Raw genomic sequence first — 19,997 nt, 5'->3', positions numbered from 1 at the left:
AATAGCATCATCATATTATTTATGTCCCAGGCTCGCTTTTTTTATTATTGATTGCTGTTCCCATTCTCTTCATTAGTATCTGTTTTATTGTCGTCTTTATTGTCTTGCTGTTTTGTATCTTGTTCTACACCCTCAGGGTCACGTTCTTTCGCGCTACCTTTTTTAGGATTATAGTTCGCATCTTCAGTGTATTCGTTGCCGGCATTCCATAGTAAGAACTCATTTACACCATTATCTTTTAATGCCTGAACTTGTTCAGATACAGCTTTCGCATCATAATCAATATAATTACCATCGCCTAAGTATGATGCTGTGAAATCTTGAATCCATGGACGTGAAATTGGTTTTTTCTTACCAAGTGAATCTAATAAGTTATTTTCTTTTTGAATATATCGATTCACTGTTTTATATGGTTCTGTATCTGGCGCTTGTAAACCAAAGTCACCATTGCTCCAATGTGATGGATAAATCATTGATGAAATTGCGTCTACATTTTCAGATATTTTAGGGAAACTTTGACCAATACCAGGTGCATTTTTAACTAATGCAGAATAGCCAAATACGTCCGCAGATATATTAACACCCATCGGTTTCAACTCTTTATTAGCGTGTTCTAAGAATTTCGTAATGGTATCCACACGTTGATCGCCAGAACTTAACTTGCTATTTTTATAGTCACCTTTACTATAAGTTAGACTGTCTGCTTCATTTTCAAAGCCTTCTGGGAAACGCACGTAGTCAAATTGAATATCTTGGAAACCGGCTTTAGCTGCCGCTTTGGCTACATCAATGTCGTAATCCCAAACTTCTTTCATAAATGGGTTAACGAAGCTATCACCTTTACCATTTGTCCAAACTGAACCATCACTTTCTTTAAATGACCACTCCGGATGTTCTTTCGCTAGTTTAGAATCTTTAAATGTAACAATACGCGCAATTGGATAAATGTTGTTATCATGCAATTTTTTCAGTAATTTCTTACCATCAACAATGTCTAATGTGTTTTTATCCACTTGCTTGTTGCCAGTGTTAAGATTCATTGTTATGTTACCTTCATCATCTTTAACATCGATAACCATAGTATTTAAATTGGAATCTTTAATAAATTTGATTAACTCATCGATTTTATCGCCTTGTGTTGAATTACTTGTTACATAAATTCCTTTGACACCATCCTTAGGATAGTCAACCTTATTCTCATTGTTGTTCTTATCATTATTCTGTTTTAATTTTTCACTTTGACTGTTTGTCTGTTCGTTCTTCTGGCTGTCCCCTTTTTGTCCGCTACTAGATGAATGATCTCCATTACTGCACGCAGCGAGTAACAAAGCACTTGTTGTTAATACAGCAAATAATTTGTTCTTTTTCATTCCCTTAGCCTCCGAATATACTTTATATGTATAATTAGGTTCTCATTATTTAGAATAGTAAGCGATTTAAAAAGTTTCATTATCCTAAATAAGAGAACCTAACTTTCCTTTAGAATAGCATATTTTTAACAAAAATATTCACTAAGACAAAATTTTATAAATTAAATTATCTAATATTTGTATGTTTTTAAATGAATTTTAAATTAAATCTCGTAATCATAGGTTTAATTTTGAATAAATTGATTGCGTATTTCCAATAATCCATTGCGTATGATGTTGCGTTTGTTGATAATAGGCGTCTACTTTATCGTAATTATTTTTAGGGAAATCCCAAACATATTTGAGAAAGGCTAAACTTATTGTCTTAGGATTGCCACCTACTGTTGGCTTTCTAAATACAGTCATTAGATAACGCTTGATGACACGGTATATACACTTCCACCTCGATTCTTTAATCCAAATCACTGTCGTTGTGCGTTCTAGTCTCATGAGTAATGTATTTGAATAATGACCATCAATAATCCAAGATGGCGTCGCTACAATTTCTTTCAACTGAGCGTGCAAGGATTCCGGCGTTACAGTCGCTTGATCGCTAAGCCATTGTATTTTATCGATGTGATACAAAGGTATCTTATAATTCTGTTGTAAACGCATTGCTAACGTTGATTTTCCTGAACCTGGGCTACCAATAATCAAGATACGATGTTCCATGTTTTTTACCTCGCATATTTTTTGAAAATGAGTCATACAACAAAATAAGTACAATTTATGAAACTATAAACTCTAAAATAAGAATTTTCAATAAATATAAGTTTTATAACTTGAGAATGTACTTTATTTTTATCATAATGAATATGAAAGTTAATTAAAGGAGTGGAAAGAGTAATGAATAAAGAACAATTAGAAAAAATGACAAATGGGAAAGGTTTTATCGCAGCATTAGACCAAAGTGGCGGTAGTACTCCTAAAGCATTAAAAGAATATGGTGTAAACGAGGACGAATATAGTAATGATGATGAAATGTTCCAACTTGTACACGATATGCGTACTAGAGTTGTAACTTCACCTTCATTCTCTCCAGACAAAATTTTAGGTGCTATCCTTTTCGAACAAACAATGGATCGTGAAGTTGAAGGCAAATACACTGGCGACTACTTAGCTGACAAAGGTGTTGTTCCTTTCTTAAAAGTCGACAAAGGCTTAGCTGAACAACAAAATGGTGTTCAATTAATGAAACCTATCGATGATTTAGACGATACATTAGACCGTGCGGTTGAACGTCACATCTTCGGTACTAAAATGCGTTCTAATATCTTAGAATTAAACGAACAAGGTATTAAAGACGTTGTTGAACAACAATTTGAATTCGCTAAAAAAATAATTGCTAAAGGTTTAGTACCAATTATTGAACCTGAAGTTAACATTAACGCTAAAGACAAAGCTGAAATCGAAGAAGTATTAAAAGCTGAACTTAAAAAAGGCTTAGACGCTTTAAATGATGATCAATTAGTGATGTTAAAATTAACTATCCCAACTAAAGCTAACTTATACAAAGAATTAGCAGATCATCCAAATGTTGTACGCGTGGTTGTATTATCAGGTGGTTACAGCAGAGACGAAGCAAACAAATTATTGAAAGACAACGATGAATTAATCGCAAGCTTCTCACGTGCATTAGCAAGTGACTTACGCGCTAGCCAATCACAAGAAGAATTCGATAAAGCATTAGGCGACGCAGTAGATTCAATCTACGACGCATCAGTAAACAAAAACTAAAACTAGGTGCGTAAGTGAGCGCTTAGGTTTTGAGCAGAATCGAAAAGTGAGCAAAACTGTTTCTCAAGTTTTGTCGAGCTTTGAGTATTTCTGCCGAAAAACCTGCTCACTGTAGCCCGTTTATCACTAGGTGCGAAGAAAAGCGTTTAGGTCGCGAGCAATAACGAGCTATGAGCAAAAATCGTTCTTTGATTTTAGCGATTAGCGTATTATTGCCGAACGACCTGCTTTTCGTAGCCCGTTCATCACTAGGTGCGTAAGTGAGCGCTTAGGTTGCGAGCAATTACTAGCATCAAGCGAAAACTGTTCTTTAGTTTTAGCGCGATGCGTATAATTGTTGAGCAATCTGCTCACTGTAGCCCTCTCATCACTCCGGTGAAGTTCTCTATAACTTCACTCGAATGATTCAAAGCCGACTGGTTATTTCGACCAGCCGGCTTTTTTAATATCTATTATTTGTAGAATTGTTCCAATTTTTGTTTTGTTTCTTCAATAGAAGCATTTAATTCTTGTTGTTTTTTCTCATCTTGTAATGCACTTTGACTTGCTCTCATAAATCCGTGTGTTCAAATTTTACGATATAGTACGCCATTTTATACACCGCTTTAGACATGAATCAATACTTTACCAAATTTACCACCAGTAATGACAGGTATCGTATCACCATATTGATCTTGTAAATAGCGTTTCACACTTGCAAGTTGTTGCGTATCTAGTTCCACTTCAACTTCTTTTAACCATTGAGGTAGTTGCTGTATAACATCATCTAGCGTTCTATCATTATGTTGTGTATGTCGTTCGATTAACGTCTCATACGTGTAATCATTGACATATAATAACTGCAATAAGTAATACATATCTGCTGTCATAGTCTGACTTTTTTCATCTAAAAATGCCACAACTTCATCAACAATGGAATTCTCTTTAGGACCAGCAATTAAACTAACATATACATATTTTTGTGCGATATCAATAGCTTTATTAACCGCTTCCCACGTCGTAACTGCTGGACACATAGACGCAAATACTAAATCATGATGTCCTAATTCTTCCTTTCGAGCATCTTCAAACGATTGATGAATGGTTTCTAGCGTTACACCATAATGGTGGGCATTTTCCTGTAACATCTCATGTAATATGGGTGATGGCTCTAACGCTGTAACGGTTGCGCCTTCTTTAGCGAATGGCACACTAAAGACACCAGAGGCTGCCCCGACATCTAATATACTCAAATTGCTAAATGCACCTGTTTGTCTTTCAATCCAATCCATAATACGTTTCGTACGTTGTTGGCTTTCTTCAGTAAATGAATGTTTATTAAAGTTTTCTGCCCACTTTTCAAATCCAGGTGCAGATGGATCACCTAAGCCGGCACGTTTCATTCTTTTGTCTTGTGTATTAGGGTCGTCTTCCCACGCTTTCTCCCAATATTGATTACTAAATATATCTTTTCGCATAAAGAAACTCCCTTGTCTGATAGTTATAGTCTCATCTTACCCCTTCACATATAATCAATAAACTGATTCGCTTAATACTAAAAAAGCTCTCAATCACTCTATAGTATAAAGACAACACGCTAGAGTAATTGAAAGCTTATTATTATTCTATACTCAATAATACATCTTAAATGTTATAATGTTTCTCCGTTTGATTCGATTACTTTACGATACCAACCAAATGAGTCTTTCTTCGTACGTTCTAATGAACCATGACCTTCATTATCACGATCGACGTGAATTAAACCGTAGCGTTTTTTCATTTCACCAGTTGTAAATGAAACAATATCAATAATACCCCATGGTGTATAACCCATTAAGTCTACACCATCTTTATCTACTGCATCGATAGCAGCATTAATATGTTCACGTAAATATTCAATTCGATAATCATCATGGACTTGTCCATTTTCATCAAATTCATCTACAGCACCAAAGCCATTTTCAACAATAAATAATGGAATTTGGTAACGGTTATATAGGGCATTTAATGTGTAACGTAAACCGACTGGGTCAATCGCCCAACCCCAATCACTCTTCTTAATATAAGGATTATCAACTGAGTTTGGTAAACCACCATTAACAACGTTATCTTCTACACTTGATTCATTATCATGTTTTACAACTGTAGACATATAATAACTGAATCCAATGTAATCCACCGTACCCTCACGTAAAATAACGTCATCACCCTCTTGCCAACCAATGTCGAAGCCTTCACGTTCAAACATCTTCGTCGCATAACCTGGGTAATAACCACGAACATGTACATCTGGGAAGAAGAAACGCATACGACTTGCCACTTCTGCTTCCATAATATCTTCTGGATTACAGCTATAAGGATAAATTGGCACGTGTGAAATCATCGCCCCGATTTCAAAGTCAGGATTGATTGCTTTACCAATTTTAACCGCTTTGGCACTCGCGATTAATTCATTATGCGCCACTTGATACAATACTTCCTCTTTATTATCGTCATCTGATAATGAAACACCAGAATTCGTCCATAAGAAAATTGGGTTATTGATATCCATTTGGTTGTTTATTTCGTTAAATGTCATCCAATATTTCACTTTATCTTTGTAACGTTTAAATACCGTTTCCGCAAAATGCGCAAAGAAGTCTGCCACTTTACGATTTCTGAAACCACCATATTCACGCGCTAAATGTAATGGCATTTCAAAATGTGAAAGTGTAATCACAGGTTGAATGTTATATTTCAATAATTCATCAAATAAGTCATCATAGAATTGTAATCCTTCTTCATTCGGCTCAACTTCGTCCCCTTGTGGGAATATTCTTGTCCATGCAATTGACGTTCTTAAGCACTTCAAACCCATCTCACTAAACATTTTCACATCGTCTTTATAACGATTATAGAAGTCAATACCTACATGATTGGGATAGTATTTGCCTGGTTCTACATCTTGTGTAATTTCACGTGCTTTACCGTGTGCGCCAGCTGTCATCACATCAATCACACTTAATCCTTTACCACCTTGATCATAACCACCTTCGAATTGATTGGCCGCTAATGCGCCACCCCATAAGAAATCATTTGGTAATTTAGACATATTTAAAACTCCTTTTCCAAATTATTAATCATTCGCTTTTATTTCTTAACAACTGTCATATTTTTTATTAAAATACAAACCCTTTCACAACTCATTATAATTATACCGGTACAATTTGTAAACGATTTATTCCGAATTATACCGGTACAATTTACAAATTGGTATTAAAATTTGCTATACTATATTTGAATTACAAATAAAGGGAGTAAAATGATGTTAAAGTACGAACGAATTGCACAAGAAATTACAAATGCTATTTCAAATAACGAGTATAAAGTTGGCGATAAACTTCCTAGTGTAGAACAATTAAAATCTCAATATCAAGTCAGTAAAAGTACCATCATTAAAGCATTAGGCATGCTACAAAAAGATGGCATGATTTACCAAACACAAGGTAGTGGTATTTATGTCCGAAACAAAAACAAATCAGGTTATATTAACTTGTTAAAAACAAAAGGGTTCTCAGACAATCTACAAGGCCATCAAGTCACAAGCAAAGTCTTAACTTTTAAATCTATCACACCAAATGATGAAGTGAGAGAACATTTACGCTTAAATGACGAAGATACTGACGTTTATTATGTCGAACGGATTCGCTATTTGGACCACAACCCGCTATGTATTGAAACATCCTACTTCAATCAATCATTAGTTACGCATCTTGACCTTGCCAGTGCAGAGCGTTCAATATTCGACTACCTTCAGTCGCAGCTTAAGATCAATATTGGTTTCTCGGATATCTATTTTTATATCGACTTTCTCTCTGAACAAGAAGCACAGCATTTAAATCTCAATCAAAACGATCCATGTATGCGTCATGATTTGACCTTTTATACCACTAAAGGCATACCTTTCGATTATTCAAATATTGTCTATCATTACAAATATGCCAACTTTTTTATTCCTATAGAAAGCTAAAAAAAAGCGTCTCCTGAGATTCAAAATCTCAGGAGACGCTTTGCTTAACTTCTATTTATTTCGCGTCTTCGTAATAACCTAATTCAAGGTCTTTAGACGTTTGACGACGTATTTTTCTCATTAACTCAACATCTTCGATTAATGATTTACCATATGAAGGAATCATTTTTGAAATTTTAGCATTCCATTCACCGATGTGTTCTGGGAAGTTCTTTTCAAGTACTTCTAAAGCTACAGATACTGATGTTGATGCCCCTGGTGATTCACCAAGTAAAGCAATTACTGAATGGTCTTCAGAGTTAACCACTTCTGTACCGAATTGGATAAATCCTTTACCTTCTTTTTCAGTATCTTTAATAACTTGAACACGTTTACCTGCTGTGTATAATTCCCAATCTTCATCACGTGCTTCAGGGTAGAATGTACGTAAGTGGTTCATACAACCTTCTTTAGTCATGATGATTTGATCAAATGAATATTTAATCAATGGTAAGTTTTTAACTGCAGCAGCTAACATTGTTGTAATGTTATATGGTTTGATAGATTTGAATAAATCTAAGTTTGAGCCATTTTTAAGGAACTTAGGTCCAACATTAGCAAATGGTCCAAATAATAACGTACGTTTACCTTCGATGTAACGTGCATCAAGGTGAGGTACTGTCATTGGTGGTGTACCTGGTGGTTCTTTACCATATACTTTCGCATCGTGTGCTTCAATTACTTGTGGATTTGTACATGCTAAGAATTGACCAGTAATTGGGAATCCACCTAAATGTTTACTTTCAGGGATACCTGTTTTTTGTAGTAATGGAATTGCTGCACCACCGGCACCAATAAATACATAGTCAGTAACTTCTTCAAATACGTTACCAGATTTAAGGTCTTTGATTTTAACTTGCCATTTACCATTAGATAAACGTTCAAAATCAAGCACTTGATGACTATATTTAACTTCAACATGCTCGTCTAATTCTAAGTGACGTGCCATTTTACGAGTTAATTCACCGAAGTTTACGTCTGTACCTTCGTCGATTTTACTAGCAGCCATTTTGCCGTCATCAACGCGGCCTTGCATCATTAATGGAATCCATTTTCTCATTACTTCAATGTCTTCAGTATATTCAATGTTATCGAACATTGGAGATTGTTTCATTGCTTCGTAACGTTTTTTCAAGAATTCTTTATTATTAACGCCTCTAACAAAACTAATGTGTGGAAGAGGATTAATAAATTCTCTAGGGTTCTCAATATGTCCTGATTTCACTAAGTGACCCCAGAATTGTTTTGAGATTTCAAATTCTTCGTTGATTTCTTTTGCTTTTTCAATGTCAATCGAACCATCTGGTTGTTGAACTGTATAGTTCAATTCACAAAGTGCAGCGTGACCAGTACCAGCATTGTGGCGTTCATTAGAACTTTCAAGACCTGGTCGATCCATACGTTCGTAAAGCTTGATATTCCAATTAGGCTCAAGCTCATTTAACATAGAACCAAATGTTGTACTTAAGACACCAGCACCAATTAAAATGACATCTTTTGATTCTGCCATGGTTGTACACCTCTCCAATTTTATTAGTTAACAACTAAAAAGCTATTACTTACTACTCTTTCTCCCTAACCATCAAGTAATATCTTTTTATATTAAGATTGTTAAGCCTTTCATTTCTATGTTAAAACAAATATGGTAAATTGTAAATTGGAGAAACTTAATTAAAAATATTTTTTTATACAAAATCGAATGAATCCACACTAAGTGTTTTTTCTCATCATTAAGCAACTTAAAATGAAAGCCTTTCAAGGGCAATTATTATCATAAAATACGATGAGGGGAGCGGAACAGAAACAAATTTCGGAAAATTTTATTTCTGTCCTGCTCCCCTTAATTTCCATCATTCTAACTAGACTGTTAAATTGATTGTACCTTATGATTGCAATTTAGGTTGTAAGAACTTTTCAATATAAAATGCTGACTCTTCAATTGATTTATATTCTGTATTGATGACAGTCGCATTCAATTTCTTAAAGACTTCTTCAGCATAAATCAGTTCTTTCTTGATGCGCTCTAAGTTATTGTAACGAGATTCACTAGACAAACCTAGTGTCTCAGCACGATTCTTTCGAATATTGGCGATATATTGTGGACTTGCAGTCAAGCCAAATACTTTTAGCCCCTTTTGCTTATACACGTTATCAGGTATTTCAATTTCTGGCACCAATGGTATATTAGCGATTTTGTAGCCTTTATTAGCTAAATACATACTTAATGGCGTCTTAGAAGTTCTTGATACACCTACAATGAGTGCATCCGCTTCGCCAATATCAGTAAAATGCTTGCCATCATCATATTTAACTGAGTATTCAATGGCTTCAATCCGTTTGAAGTATTCATCATTTAATTTACGTAAAGCGCCACTTTCCATTAACGGATGACTGTGTGTCGTCTTTTCAATAATTCCAATTAAATCAGACATATAGTCGACGTAAGGAATATCATGCTCTCGTGCAAATTCATGACCCAGTGCATTAAATGATTCACTCACTAATGTTGTTGCAACAATCGCATGCTGTTCACGCGCCAAATTTAAAATATTTAAGAATTCCTCTTCATCCTTAATATATGGGAATTTCTTAATTTCTACATTATGCAAATTTGGAAACTGCGTTAATGTGGCATGAATCATTCTTTGGGCTGTCTCACCAATGGAATCTGATACAATAAATAACTTTAACATTTGTTCGTTTGAATTCGTTTCTTTCACGTTATTGCTCGCTTTCCTCCGCTTGACTCTGAGCTGTTGCTAAAATTGCACCTGGAACTCGGAATGGTGAGCATGACACGTAGTCTATCGCTAGCTGATTGAAGCGACGAATAGACTTAGCATCTCCGCCTAATTCACCACAAACACCGATTTTAATGTTAGGATTCACTTTCTTAGCTTGTTCAACTGCAATTTCAATCAATTTTCCGACACCATCTCTATCTAACGTTTGGAATGGGTCAAGCTTCAATATATTACTTTCAGTATACACATTTATAAATTTACCTGCATCATCTCTAGAGAAACCATATGTCAATTGTGTTAAATCGTTTGTACCAAAGCTAAAGAAATCACAATGTTGCGCTAACGTATCTGCAATTAGACATGCACGCGGTGTTTCAATCATTGTACCGATTAAATATGGTACGCTGTCCCCTTGTTCTTTCTCTAGTTTATGAATCGTCTCAACAAGTTTGTCTTTAAGTGTAGTAAATTCTTCTACAGTTGAAACGAGTGGAATCATGATTTCAGGTTTACATGTTATACCCTCTTTTTTAAGTTTTAATACGCTTCCCATGATGGCTTCAACTTGCATTTCATATAATTCAGGATACGTGATTGCAAGTCTACAACCACGATGTCCCAACATTGGATTCACTTCGTGTAAGTCAACAATACGTTTATTTAACACGTCTTTAGGAATATTTAATTGTTGTGCTACATGTTCAACATCTTCATCTGAATTAGGCAAGAATTCATGTAATGGTGGATCTAGAAGACGCACAATCGTCGGACGTTCACCTGACAGTCTAAAGATAGCTTCAAAATCTTCTACTTGGTACTTTCGAATATTATTTAACGCTTCAACACGTTGTTCATAGGATGAAGATAATATGAAGCGACGCATTTCAACTAAACGCTCTGCTCCGAAGAACATATGCTCAGTTCTAACTAAACCAATACCTTTCGAATCGAACTCATAACCCGCTTTAATATCTTGCGGTGTTTCTGCATTCATGCGCACATTTAGTCGTGCAATATCTTCGGACCATGACATAAATTGATTGAATTCTTCACTATGTTCAGCACTAACTGTTTTGATTTCACCAATATAGATGGCCCCTTTTGAACCATCTACAGAGATGGTATCGCCTTCGTGAAGTTCTCCGCCTTCGTAATACACCGTTTTGGCTATTGTATTAATTTCCAAATCTGAACATCCTGTCACACAACATTTACCCATACCACGTGCAACGACAGCCGCATGAGATGTCATACCACCATGTGTCGTCACAATTGCTTCACTTGCAATCATACCTTCAATATCTTCTGGAGATGTTTCAGGGCGCATTAAGATGACTTTATGTCCTGATGCTGCTTGCACTTTCGCATCCTCAGCTGAAAATACAATTCGTCCTGTCGCTGCACCTGGACTTGCAGGTAAACCAATTTTTGAAATCTCAGTAGCTTCTTTTAACGCTTTGTCATCAAAATTAGGATGTAATAATTGATCTATTGATTTCACGTCAACATTTAACATTGCTTCTTCTTTCTTAATCACACCTTCAGCGACTAAATCTACTGCAATTTTAATTGCTGCACGTGCCGTACGTTTACCATTACGCGTTTGTAATAAATAAAGTTTGCCATTTTCAATTGTAAATTCGATGTCTTGCATATCTTTATAATGTTGTTCCAGTTGCTTTGTTACATCTACAAATTCTTGATGTACATCAGGCATTTGGTCATGGAGTGTCGAAATATCTTTAGGTGTACGAATACCAGCTACAACATCCTCACCTTGTGCATTTAATAAGTACTCACCAAACAATTTATTTTCGCCACTAACCGGGTTACGTGTAAAGGCAACACCTGTACCACTATTGTCCCCACTATTACCGAAGACCATTTCTTGAATATTCACGGCTGTACCAATGTCATGAGGAATATCATTTAAATCACGGTATATACGCGCACGATCATTATCCCAAGACTTAAAGACTGCTTCGATTGCTTCTTCTAATTGTTTTAAAGGTTCTTGTGGGAATGGTTTATACACTTCCTCGACATAAATCTCTTTAAATCGTTCACAAATCTCTTGTAAACCTTCAGCTGTAATGGCAGCATCATTTTCAAAGTTATGACGTGCTTTATAATCCTCAAAGTATGTATCAAATGATTGCATTGGCACGTTATATACCACTTCACCAAACATTTGAAGTAAACGACGATAGCAATCATATGCAAAGCGTGCATCGCCTGTTTTATCAGCTAATTTTTTAACATTATCATCATTCAATCCTAAGTTCAGAATGGTATCCATCATACCAGGCATCGAAATTTTAGCACCACTTCGCACAGACACAAGTAATAAATTGGCATCAGATGAGAAACTTTTACCAGTTCTCTCTGAAAATGCAGCAAGATGATCAATTAATTGTGTTTTCACTTCTGTTGATAATGATTTGCCTTGACGTAAATACTCAATACAAGCAGCAGTCGTAATCGTAAAGCCATCAGGTACAGGTAAACCTAATCGTTTCATTTCAGAAAGGTTGGCACCTTTACCACCAAGCAAATCCTTCATCGATTTTTGTCCTTCATCAAAAGCATAAATATATTTAGTCATTATAATGTCACCTCAATTAATTATTATGTCATACTAATTAATATTGAGTATGTCATATAATATAAATAAATACAATTAAAAACATCATATTTATGTTAAAGGTTTATAAAAAAGACACAATTAAAGCGTTACATAGACATTTGAATACATACCATTATGCCTATTTCACACGTTTTAATTGTGTCATACTATTTATATAGTTATAGATTATTGGATATCATTTTGAAAATAATGCGTTACAAACGTCTTAAATGATGCCGCTACTTCTGTAAAATAATGGGCTTTTTTATATGCCAAACCAATCATGCGGTAACAAAGGGCATTATCAATGGGTATCGCTACAATTTGCTCATCAAGTCCTCTTAAAGCTTGCTTAGGCGTAAATGAAACGCCAATATTCATCGCGACTAATTTTAAAATTGCACTCGAATCTTCAACTTCGATTTGATAATTTGGAACAATCCCTTCTTGTTCTAAGATGTAATCTATCCTATCCCGAAAACCATAACCTTCTATTTGACCGATTAATCGTTCGTCTTTAATCTGTTGTAAATTAATAGTGTCATATTGAGCAAACGGATGATCTTTACTAATTGTTAAATAAATGTCATCTTGAATGATAGGTTCCCAAATCACGTCTTTATGTTCAATTTCAGATGACGCTATTGCAAAATCCACGTCATTATTTAATATTAATTGCGTAGCGCGTTCAGACACAGCTTGATACTGTTTTAACTTGATATTCGGATGTAGTGCCACATAGCTTTGAATGAGCGATGGCATTACATGTGGAAAGGTAATGGCAAACGAAACTTGACCACTTTCAACACCGATTAATTCTTTAATGATACGTTCACCTTCATTAAGCTCCCTAACTGCACTATTCACATAATTCAGCATTAATTCACCATAACGATTTAAATAGATTTGTCGTCCTTTTCGATCAAATAATGCTACACCCAATTCATCCTCAATTGAAGCTATCGCTTTACTTAAGGCCGGTTGTGAAATATTTAATTGCTTAGCCGCTTCAGTCATATTATTCATTTTAGCCACAACTTTAAAATAGTTCAGTTTAGTCATTTCCATATCTTACACCTCTTTTCATAACTTTAAGTTATAAAAATATAATTATTATGAATTATACATTATTTATTGCGGGTGCTACCATTAAATCGTAATGGCAATTATTTCAGCTTTGAAAAAGGGGGATCATTATGAGATTAGAAAATAAAGTTGCTTTAATTACTGGTTCTGGTGGTGGTATGGGCTTTGAAACAGCTAAACGTTTCGCCGAAGAAGGTGCAACAGTCATTATTTCAGACCTTAAGGAAGACATCGTTAATCAAGCCGTCGACACATTATCTAAAACGACAGATCAACATGTCTATGGTTATGTTTTAGATGTTTCTAAAGAAGCGAGTGTCGAAGCAACTTTTAAACACATTAAACAGGACATTGGTAAATTAGATATACTTATCAATTGCGCTGGTATTACTGGTGCAGATAAAACGACGGACCAACTCACAGAGGAAGAATGGGATCAAGTATTTGCTGTTGATGTAAAAGGCGTATTCTTCTGTACAAAACATGCAGTGCCTTTATTACGTGACAATGGTGGCGGTTCTATCGTCAACTTCTCATCTATTTTAGGATTAGTTGGTACTGATGAATTAACACCTTATGCAGCAGCAAAAGGTGCAGTGACAAACATGACACGTCAAGATGCCATCAGCTTCGGTAAAGATCGTATTCGTGTTAACTCTGTACATCCAGGTACAATTTTAACACCTTTAGTGAAGAAATTAGGAGCTGAAACAGAAGGTGGCTTAGACGCTTATACTGCTAAAATGTCTGAACGTCATCCAATTGGTTATTTAGGTGAACCTATAGATGTCGCTAATGCTGTATTATTCTTAGCAAGTGACGAAGCACGCTTTATTACAGGTGCAGTATTAACGGTCGATGGTGGTTATACAGCGAGATAATCATTGCGACCTATAATGCAAAATGTAGACGGGAGTGGGACAACGAATTTAAAAAAATTCTGTCCCACTCCCGTCTTTTCATTCATTAAATATTCTATTATTTAAAGCCGTTTGCTTTATTATATTTCTCACGCTCTGCATCGCGTAATTCAACACGACGGATTTTACCTGAATTTGTTTTAGGTAGTGACGTTACAAATTCAATTGCACGTGGATATTTATACGGTGCAACTTCATTCTTCGCAAAGGTTTGTAATTCTTTAACTAGTTCATCATTGCCTTGATAGTTATCTTGTAAAATAACGAAAGCTTTAACGATATTACCTCGAATTTCATGAGGACTCGCAACAACAGCACATTCTTTTACTGCTGGGTGATTAGTTAGAGCATCTTCAACTTCAAATGGTCCAATTGTGTAGCCTGAACTAATGATAATATCATCTCGACGACCTTCAAACCAGAAATAGCCATCTTCATCAATATGTGCTAAATCTCCAGTAATATAATAGTCACCTGCTTGAGCTGCTTTTGTACGTTCTTCATCTTTATAATAGCCTTTAAATAAACCTGGGAAATCAAGCGGTAATGCAATATTACCTTTAACATTTGTTTCCACCTTTTGGCCTTCATCATCAACGATCGTAACACGACTGCCCGGAATTTCTTTCCCCATAGACCCTGGTCGTGATGTAGTGTCTTTCAAGAAACCAATCAATAATGTACTTTCAGTTTGACCATAACCATCACGTACTGTTAAATCAAAGTTATTGCGGAATTGTTCTACCACTTCACGGTTTAATGGTTCTCCTGCTGATACTGCACTATGTAAGTGGTCTAAATTATAATCTTGTAAATGATCCAATTTCGCCATCATACGATATTCTGTTGGCGTACAACATAAGACGTTAATTTTAAAGTCTTGTAATAATTCAAGATAGCGTGAAGGGTTAAATTTACCGTTATAAACAAATGCTGTAGCACCTGATCCCATAATTGATAAGAATGGACTCCAAACCCATTTTTGCCAACCTGGCGCAGCAGTTGCCCACACTAAATCATCTTCTCTAATGCATAACCAGTGTTCTGGCGCCATTTTCATATGTGCATAGCCCCAACCATGAGAATGTGTAACAGCTTTAGGATTACCTGTTGTTCCAGACGTATAAGATAGAATTGCTAGATCGTCTCTTGATGTACGCGTTATATCAAGTACATCACTTTGAGATGCTTTTTCGTCTTCGATGCTTGTCCAACCCGCTTCATGGCCATCAACAATAAATTTTGTTAATGTGTCATACTCTTTAATACCTTTAAATTCTTCGATGAAGTCTGATTTGGCAATCACGGCTTTAATTTCACCATGTGTAATACGGTATTGTAAGTCTTTTGTTCTTAACATTTCAGAACTAGGTATAATCGCGATACCTAATTTTAGAGCAGCAAGATAAAGTTCATATGTCATGATTGCGCGTGGCATCATAATTAATACTTTATCGCCTTTTTGAAGTCCATGATTTAATAATACATGTCCCACTTTATTTGCATTTTTGATTAGTTCTGAATATGTCACTGTAATTGGTTCATCTACCCCATTTTCATAAATGAGGGCTTTCTTAGATGTATTAGAAGCATGTTTCTCAATTTCAGAAACAATATTGTAAGTCTCTGGTGCCAATAAACTTGAATTATCCATTACTATACTCCCTTTCAGTTCGACCTTATTTATTATCTTATCAAACGCTTTAGTCCGATGAAATCAAAAGCCTTTATGTAAACGTTTTAATCCTACGTTGAAAAATGAAAAAGATTAAGCACAGATGCCGAAAAATGACGGCAAATGGCTTAATCTTTACATCTATATTAAAAAATATTACTTAAATTTAATTTTGATTCTAAACCTGCTAACTCAATTCGCACATTATATGATAAATCACGATTCACTATGTCACGATCAACACCTTTATCAGTGCCTCTATGTTTATGCGTTTGACTATATTCATTGGAATTTTGCCAATCATAAAATGCCTGACGTTCTTCCCATAAAGTTAAAATAATATAGTGTCGTCCTGCTACTTGCGGACGTAAAAATCTTAAAGCTTTAAATCCTGGTACATTTTGTAAATATTTAGGACGTTCTAAGAATTTCTTCTCAAATGCATCCTCCATACCTTCATTGACGTACAAATGATTTAAAACACAAAAAGAATCATTAGATAAATCATCAATTACCTCTAATACATCGTATTGATGTTCATCGTTATTTTTCTTTATTGAAATGATGTTGTCGCCCTTTTCTTCTACTACATATGTTTTATAACTGTCTTTTAAAATCATGATTCTTATCCTTCATTTCTAAACTAGCATTGAGCTACGATTTAATTTGTATATCTATATTCATTCGGTCATTATAATTGGCTTTGTTCATAAAGCGAGATAGATCGCTTCACGATTTCTAAAAATTCATGGTCCAATGTTGCAATTGTCGTAAAATAGCTAAGTATATTGTCAGAGATACGCTCATACTTAGGAAAATGTTGATCTTGACTAATCCAATGTGCAAGTTCTCCCAAAGGGGTTTGGTCACCAATAAATCCTTGCATAAACTCGTAAAAACTCATTATCTCACCCCAGCGTTTAGATATACGCTTATACTATCATGATACGTAGTATTACACTAGTACTGAAAAGCCAACACTTTTTTAAGCTTTGTTGGCTAAAGTGAAATAAAATTGGATTTATTTAGAAGTCAAATAATCTAACACAACTGCACCTACAGCTTCTGCCGCGACTAACATACTTTTCTCATCAATATTAAATTTAGGGTGATGATGCGGGTACACTTTACCATCTTGTGGCGCAGCACCTGAGTAAATAAATGTACTTGGTAATGTTTTAGCATAAAATGCAAAATCTTCTGATGGGGGTTGTGCTTCACATTCTTCTACCCCTTTTACGTCATCTAAATCAGCATTTTTAATTGTTTCTGCTACATAATTCGTGAATTCAGGGTCATTATAGAGTGCAGGATAATCTTTACTGAACTCAAAGTCACATTTAACACCAAATGTGGCTTCAAGACCTTCAACCATGCGTTGTAATTCTTCAGCAATGCGATCACGTGTAGCATCTGTTAGCGCTCGAACATCACCTTCAAGTTCAATTTTATCTTTAATCACATTAAATTGACCTTTCCCATCAAATGAACCAATCGTTACAACGCCTGTTTCAAATGGGTTAAGTCGACGGGAAACAATCGTTTGCGCAGTTGTAACAAAGTTTGCACCAGCAACAATCGCATCATTTGCAGTATGTGGTGATGAGCCATGACCTCCTTCACCTTGAATCGTTAATTTAAAGTATGAACGACCTGTTTGCACATTTTCAGGGCGGTAGAACACTTTACCAGGTTCCATATTAGTCATCACATGTGTACCAAGCACATGATTGACACCATCTAACACGCCATCTTCAATCATACCTTTGGCGCCACCTGGAGGCATTTCTTCAGCAGGTTGATGGATCACAATCACTTTACCATTTAATTGATCTTTCATTTCAATTAATGTTTCTGCCAAGATTAACATGTACGCTGTATGCGCATCATGTCCACATGCATGCATAACGCCGTCATTTTTAGACGCAAATGATAAGCCCGTATCTTCTTGAATTGGTAAAGCATCAAAATCTGCTCGAATCGCAATCGTTTTTCCTGGTTTGCCGCTATCGATTGTCACTTTCACACCATTTTGACCGACATTCGTTTCTACTTCACAATCTTTATCTTTATAAAATTCGGCGATATATTTCGGTGTTTCTGACTCTTGGAATGATAATTCTGGATGTTCATGTAAGTGTCTACGTATTTCAATCATCTTTTCCTCTTTATCTTGTAGACGTTTTACTAAATCTTTCGTCATGCTATCCACTCCTTTTTTCTCATTATATGCCTTTCTCTATTTTCAATGTTGCGCTACGGTTTCTTATAACTTAAACCATTTTTTAATTTCACATCTCTGTATGGTCTTCTCTTCCCGAAAAAAAGAAGCATATGCAAGTTCCAAAGAATTCTTGCATACGCTTCTATTTCATTAAATATCACTCTATGATTTAGATTGTTGTTTAGGAACACCTATGAGTATGACAATAAATGAAATGATTGCCATTAAAATGTTCAACCACAATCCTAACATGGCACCAAAATTAATATTAACCATGGTTGCACCTATACCATATATCGTACCTGATAATGCGATACCAAACGCACCACCAAGTGAAGATGCCATTTTATAAATACCTGATGCTACACCCACTTTATCTTCAGGAGAATTTGAAATGGCAGTGTCTGTTGAAGGTGTCGCATAGAAACCAAGGCCTAAACCGTATAATAAATAACCAATGACACAAACGACTACATACATTTGTGAAGATAGGAATGTAAATGAGATTAACAATATACCTACCATATTGAGTGCAGTACCTAGTAACATAGGTTTTCTTGCACCAACTTTTTGAAGGATTTTTTCACCGACACGAATCATCAATAATACTGTAATAAGATACGTAATTGAAAGTAATCCTGTATGGAATGTTGAAAAACCTAAACCTTGTTGTACAAATGTGTTCGCAACGATTAACGTACCAGCAACACCATTAAGCATAAAGTTAGAAATTGTAGCACTTGTATACGCTTTATTATTAAATAATTTAAAATCAATTAATGGGTGATGCATTTTCATTTCTACACGTACAAAGATAATCGTTGAAATAATAAATACTGCAATTAACGCTAAAATGATTGGTGAGAATAACCCTAATTTAGCACTTTGTGTAATCACCACATTAATACTTAACATCATAATGACAAACAATGTTAAACCTAAAAAGTCGAATCTTGTATTTGTTGTTTGATTCGATTTTGTTTCAGGTGTTCCTTTAATTAGAAGAATCGCTACAATCGCTACAATGATAGAAATAATATAAATCCAACGCCAACCAATTGCCGTTTCAATCATACCGCCAAATAAAGAAGCAAACCCTGAACCACCCCATGAACCAATCGACCAGAAACTTAACGCGCGTTGTCGATCTGAACCTTGATAATACGTTTTAATAATCGCTAAAGTAGAAGGCATAATCGCCGCCGCTGATAACCCTTGAATGATACGTCCAAGAATTAACATTGAAGTAAATGGTGTCGCAATAATTAATAATGACCCAATAATACTCAATACTAAGCCAATATATGTCATTTTTACTCGGCCTAATTTATCAGCGAAACTACCCGCACCAACGACAAACATCCCACTAAATAATGCCGTAATACTTATCGCAATACTCGTTGTACCAATACTGCTTGAAAACGAATGTTGTATGGTTGGTACTAAGTTAAGTAGTGATTGCGCAAATAACCAAAATGTAATTACTCCAAGTACAATACCTAATAAAAGTTTATTATTTCCAGTGAATTGTTGTTGTCTCATTTCCATA

The 19,997-nt window shown here is 35.3% G+C and carries 16 protein-coding genes; 3 read left to right on the top strand and 13 right to left on the bottom strand.

From position 1 onward, the window contains the following. Window positions 1-44 precede the first annotated feature (44 nt). On the bottom strand, window positions 45-1,370 hold the full coding sequence (locus HMPREF3239_RS07660; RefSeq protein WP_070855245.1) for a putative glycoside hydrolase: 1,326 nt from the start codon (window positions 1,368-1,370) through the stop codon (window positions 45-47). A gap of 216 nt (window positions 1,371-1,586) precedes the next feature. Further along, window positions 1,587-2,081, bottom strand: coding sequence for a P-loop NTPase family protein (locus tag HMPREF3239_RS07655; protein ID WP_070855244.1), 495 nt, complete (start codon window positions 2,079-2,081; stop codon window positions 1,587-1,589). Between the two features lie 174 nt (window positions 2,082-2,255). Here HMPREF3239_RS07655 and HMPREF3239_RS07650 point away from each other — a divergent pair, with 174 nt between their 5' ends. Beyond that, window positions 2,256-3,146: a fructose bisphosphate aldolase gene (locus HMPREF3239_RS07650; protein ID WP_011274776.1), complete on the top strand. Its 891-nt coding sequence runs from the start codon at window positions 2,256-2,258 to the stop codon at window positions 3,144-3,146. Window positions 3,147-3,751: 605 nt separating this feature from the next. On the opposite strand, the gene HMPREF3239_RS07645 is transcribed toward HMPREF3239_RS07650, so the two are convergent. After that, window positions 3,752-4,603 (bottom strand): class I SAM-dependent methyltransferase, encoded by an 852-nt coding sequence (locus tag HMPREF3239_RS07645; protein ID WP_070855243.1) that lies wholly within the window; start codon window positions 4,601-4,603, stop codon window positions 3,752-3,754. 173 nt (window positions 4,604-4,776) lie between these two features. Next, entirely contained in the window at window positions 4,777-6,216 is a 1,440-nt protein-coding gene (locus HMPREF3239_RS07640; protein ID WP_070855242.1) for a 6-phospho-beta-glucosidase, read from the bottom strand. A 213-nt stretch (window positions 6,217-6,429) separates the two neighbouring features. On the opposite strand from HMPREF3239_RS07640, the gene HMPREF3239_RS07635 reads away from it, so the two are divergent. Next, a complete protein-coding gene (locus HMPREF3239_RS07635; RefSeq protein ID WP_070855241.1) occupies window positions 6,430-7,134 on the top strand; it encodes a GntR family transcriptional regulator in 705 nt (234 codons plus the stop codon). Window positions 7,135-7,189: 55 nt separating this feature from the next. On the opposite strand, the gene lqo is transcribed toward HMPREF3239_RS07635, so the two are convergent. The 4 genes from lqo to HMPREF3239_RS07615 all read right to left on the bottom strand — a co-directional run bounded on the left by lqo (window position 7,190) and on the right by HMPREF3239_RS07615 (window position 13,611). Continuing rightward, window positions 7,190-8,683, bottom strand: coding sequence for an L-lactate dehydrogenase (quinone) (lqo, locus tag HMPREF3239_RS07630; RefSeq protein ID WP_070855240.1), 1,494 nt, complete (start codon window positions 8,681-8,683; stop codon window positions 7,190-7,192). Window positions 8,684-9,056: 373 nt separating this feature from the next. After that, window positions 9,057-9,893 carry a pyruvate, water dikinase regulatory protein gene (locus HMPREF3239_RS07625; protein ID WP_174841341.1) on the bottom strand — a complete coding sequence of 279 codons (837 nt, stop codon included), beginning with the start codon at window positions 9,891-9,893 and terminating at the stop codon, window positions 9,057-9,059. A gap of 1 nt (window position 9,894) precedes the next feature. Continuing rightward, entirely contained in the window at window positions 9,895-12,522 is a 2,628-nt protein-coding gene (gene ppdK / locus HMPREF3239_RS07620) for a pyruvate, phosphate dikinase (protein WP_070855239.1), read from the bottom strand. A 207-nt stretch (window positions 12,523-12,729) separates the two neighbouring features. Next, complete coding sequence (locus HMPREF3239_RS07615; RefSeq protein ID WP_070855238.1) at window positions 12,730-13,611, bottom strand: LysR family transcriptional regulator; 882 nt, start codon at window positions 13,609-13,611, stop codon at window positions 12,730-12,732. Window positions 13,612-13,739: 128 nt separating this feature from the next. Here HMPREF3239_RS07615 and HMPREF3239_RS07610 point away from each other — a divergent pair, with 128 nt between their 5' ends. Then, window positions 13,740-14,510 (top strand): SDR family NAD(P)-dependent oxidoreductase, encoded by a 771-nt coding sequence (locus HMPREF3239_RS07610; RefSeq protein ID WP_218117668.1) that lies wholly within the window; start codon window positions 13,740-13,742, stop codon window positions 14,508-14,510. A 97-nt stretch (window positions 14,511-14,607) separates the two neighbouring features. Here the strand turns inward: HMPREF3239_RS07610 and mbcS are convergent, their stop codons facing one another. From mbcS to HMPREF3239_RS07585, 5 genes are all read right to left on the bottom strand, one after another. Further along, on the bottom strand, window positions 14,608-16,203 hold the full coding sequence (mbcS, locus tag HMPREF3239_RS07605) for an acyl-CoA synthetase MbcS (protein WP_070855236.1): 1,596 nt from the start codon (window positions 16,201-16,203) through the stop codon (window positions 14,608-14,610). 167 nt (window positions 16,204-16,370) lie between these two features. After that, window positions 16,371-16,844, bottom strand: a complete 474-nt coding sequence (locus HMPREF3239_RS07600; protein ID WP_053028910.1) for an antibiotic biosynthesis monooxygenase family protein — start codon at window positions 16,842-16,844, stop codon at window positions 16,371-16,373. 71 nt (window positions 16,845-16,915) lie between these two features. After that, window positions 16,916-17,128, bottom strand: a complete 213-nt coding sequence (locus HMPREF3239_RS07595; RefSeq protein WP_053028911.1) for a sterile alpha motif-like domain-containing protein — start codon at window positions 17,126-17,128, stop codon at window positions 16,916-16,918. Between the two features lie 117 nt (window positions 17,129-17,245). Beyond that, window positions 17,246-18,427, bottom strand: coding sequence for an amidohydrolase (locus tag HMPREF3239_RS07590; protein WP_070855235.1), 1,182 nt, complete (start codon window positions 18,425-18,427; stop codon window positions 17,246-17,248). A 183-nt stretch (window positions 18,428-18,610) separates the two neighbouring features. Continuing rightward, on the bottom strand, window positions 18,611-19,996 hold the full coding sequence (locus HMPREF3239_RS07585; RefSeq protein ID WP_070855234.1) for an MFS transporter: 1,386 nt from the start codon (window positions 19,994-19,996) through the stop codon (window positions 18,611-18,613). Between the last annotated feature and the right edge of the window lies 1 nt (window position 19,997).

It is taken from the genome of Staphylococcus sp. HMSC34C02 (genome assembly GCF_001838705.1).
Lineage (GTDB): Bacteria > Bacillota > Bacilli > Staphylococcales > Staphylococcaceae > Staphylococcus > Staphylococcus borealis.
Note: the sequence above shows the minus strand (reverse complement) of the source record. Positions and strands in the feature narration are given on the sequence as shown.

Excerpts from the sequence above, each read along its gene's own strand:
- HMPREF3239_RS07615 (WP_070855238.1), bottom strand. The coding sequence starts at position 13,611 with ATGGAAATGACTAAACTGAACTATTTTAAAGTTGTGGCTAAAATGAAT.
- HMPREF3239_RS07595 (WP_053028911.1), bottom strand. The coding sequence starts at position 17,128 with ATGAGTTTTTACGAGTTTATGCAAGGATTTATTGGTGACCAAACCCCT.
- HMPREF3239_RS07655 (WP_070855244.1), bottom strand. The coding sequence starts at position 2,081 with ATGGAACATCGTATCTTGATTATTGGTAGCCCAGGTTCAGGAAAATCA.
- HMPREF3239_RS07610 (WP_218117668.1), top strand. The coding sequence starts at position 13,740 with ATGAGATTAGAAAATAAAGTTGCTTTAATTACTGGTTCTGGTGGTGGT.
- HMPREF3239_RS07635 (WP_070855241.1), top strand. The coding sequence starts at position 6,430 with ATGTTAAAGTACGAACGAATTGCACAAGAAATTACAAATGCTATTTCA.
- HMPREF3239_RS07650 (WP_011274776.1), top strand. The coding sequence starts at position 2,256 with ATGAATAAAGAACAATTAGAAAAAATGACAAATGGGAAAGGTTTTATC.
- lqo (WP_070855240.1), bottom strand. The coding sequence starts at position 8,683 with ATGGCAGAATCAAAAGATGTCATTTTAATTGGTGCTGGTGTCTTAAGT.
- HMPREF3239_RS07640 (WP_070855242.1), bottom strand. The coding sequence starts at position 6,216 with ATGTCTAAATTACCAAATGATTTCTTATGGGGTGGCGCATTAGCGGCC.
- HMPREF3239_RS07645 (WP_070855243.1), bottom strand. The coding sequence starts at position 4,603 with ATGCGAAAAGATATATTTAGTAATCAATATTGGGAGAAAGCGTGGGAA.
- HMPREF3239_RS07660 (WP_070855245.1), bottom strand. The coding sequence starts at position 1,370 with ATGAAAAAGAACAAATTATTTGCTGTATTAACAACAAGTGCTTTGTTA.
- HMPREF3239_RS07585 (WP_070855234.1), bottom strand. The coding sequence starts at position 19,996 with ATGGAAATGAGACAACAACAATTCACTGGAAATAATAAACTTTTATTA.
- ppdK (WP_070855239.1), bottom strand. The coding sequence starts at position 12,522 with ATGACTAAATATATTTATGCTTTTGATGAAGGACAAAAATCGATGAAG.
- HMPREF3239_RS07590 (WP_070855235.1), bottom strand. The coding sequence starts at position 18,427 with ATGACGAAAGATTTAGTAAAACGTCTACAAGATAAAGAGGAAAAGATG.
- mbcS (WP_070855236.1), bottom strand. The coding sequence starts at position 16,203 with ATGGATAATTCAAGTTTATTGGCACCAGAGACTTACAATATTGTTTCT.
- HMPREF3239_RS07600 (WP_053028910.1), bottom strand. The coding sequence starts at position 16,844 with ATGATTTTAAAAGACAGTTATAAAACATATGTAGTAGAAGAAAAGGGC.